Source organism: Arenibacter sp. S6351L (genome assembly GCF_023016025.1).
Classification (GTDB): Bacteria; Bacteroidota; Bacteroidia; order Flavobacteriales; family Flavobacteriaceae; genus Arenibacter; species Arenibacter algicola_B.
Window position 1 is genome coordinate 1 of the sequence record NZ_JALKBB010000074.1, and the last position, 1,657, is coordinate 1,657.

General features: G+C 49.4%; 1 protein-coding gene. It reads right to left on the reverse strand.

What is annotated here, in order from left to right; translation table 11 throughout:
• Positions 1-181 precede the first annotated feature (181 nt).
• Complete coding sequence (locus MWU82_RS23915; protein ID WP_247098254.1) at positions 182-1,537, reverse strand: transposase; 1,356 nt, start codon at positions 1,535-1,537, stop codon at positions 182-184.
• Positions 1,538-1,657: the final 120 nt, after the last annotated feature.

Below are 1,657 nucleotides of genomic sequence, written 5' to 3' on the forward strand. Positions count from 1 at the left end.
TTAGGCACTTTCAGGAGTAGCCCTAATTTTTAGAACACATAGAATATAAAATGCCCTTGGATTTTATTTAGGGGCATTTATTATGCCCGATCTTGATTTTTGGACAGGAGGTATACTCTTGGTTCGATTTTGGTGTGGCCTTTGGCCAGGTATCCCATGATTTCTTTTGATCTGTCCTGGATTATGCCGCTTGTTGTAGTGTTCTGGCCATTCGCCTACCGATCTCCAGGGCATTGGCCGTATGGATACCGAAGAATATCCACAAGGTCTCTGTCTCTTTGGTCCTGGCCTTGATCTTTTTTAGGTGGTAGTGCTCTTTTTCCTTTCCAAAACTTCCTTCCAGTCGCGTGGCCCTTTCCTTGGTTATCATGGCCGCCATCTGTCTACGCTGCCCTTCGTGCTTCCCTGCCCTTCCCTTGCGCTTGAAATCGGTCCCTATATCGTACTTGGTAGCGAACCTTCTGTTCTTGTTGGTGGCATAGATGGCATCCGCCCCGGCCAATCTGGTCCTGGTCCGGGTCAGGCGCTGCGCCTTGAAGATGGTATCCTGGAACCGGTTGCCCTCATGGAAGGCATTGAAGTTCAGGTGCTCTATGAAGCTGATGCCGTCGATCTGGAACTTATTGACCTTTGCCCCGAACTCAACGGCCTTTATTTCCTTGCCGCGCACGATCGGCCTGAGATAATCCTTGCCGATACTTACGATACGCCCTGTCGGTTTTTCACCGGTATGGAAGATCCGGTGCTGTTGTTCGTATATCTTTCTTATCGTTGCCCTGCGCCGATGGTACCTCTCAGGCATTCGGAGTCCACGGCCCTTTTCCAGTTTGTCCAGCTCGCCATCGATCTTGTCAAGGAGCAGAAGGAGGCTGCGGTCCAACCTGGTCCGTTTCGACCTGGTCTTGCGCCGCATCTTGCTGTAGGAGATGTTGCGCCTTTTCCATTTCAGATATTTGGTCCGAGGGGTCTTTATGCCCAGGGCCTTACAGATCGCCTTTAGTTGGCGGTAGCTCCAATCCACCGATTCCCATAAAAGTTTCTCGTTGGTGGGGTACCTGATCTCGCTCTCGTAACAGGTCGCATCCATCACTACACTATGCTTATCGCCGATGTGCGCCGACCAGGAATCGAAAAGTGTCCGTTGGACCTTATCGATATCCATCTTTTTGGCCAGTTCGCAGCGGATCTCGCTAACGATCTTATAGTTCGTCAGACGCTTGCCCCCAAGATCGATGCCACAGAAGAACTGGTAATCGATATTGCCGTTGAGCTGCTCCACCAAACGCCTATCGGAACAACCGGCATAATGCTTTAGGAACATCAGGGCCAGTTTCCCCTTGGGACCGAATATCGATAGCGGCCCTTTTCGGGCATCGCCCAGACCAAAGGTCCGTACCAGTTCCTCCCACGGAACGGCAGTATAGATCTTCCCGAGGTCTCCCTCCAAAAAGCGATCGAAGAACAGTTCGAACTGCTCGGTGCGCGATGTAAATAAAAAAGTGTGCTGAAAATTGTCGAATCTGCGTGTATTGTACATACGTAATTAAGATAATACCCCGTTTTTAGAGCTGGAGACTCATATTCGGGGTTTTGTTTTATCTAAAATACGAATTAATATGCTGAATATCAAGTATTTAATATACCTCTGAAGGTGCCT

Excerpts from the sequence above, each read along its gene's own strand:
- MWU82_RS23915 (WP_247098254.1), bottom strand. The coding sequence starts at position 1,537 with ATGTACAATACACGCAGATTCGACAATTTTCAGCACACTTTTTTATTT.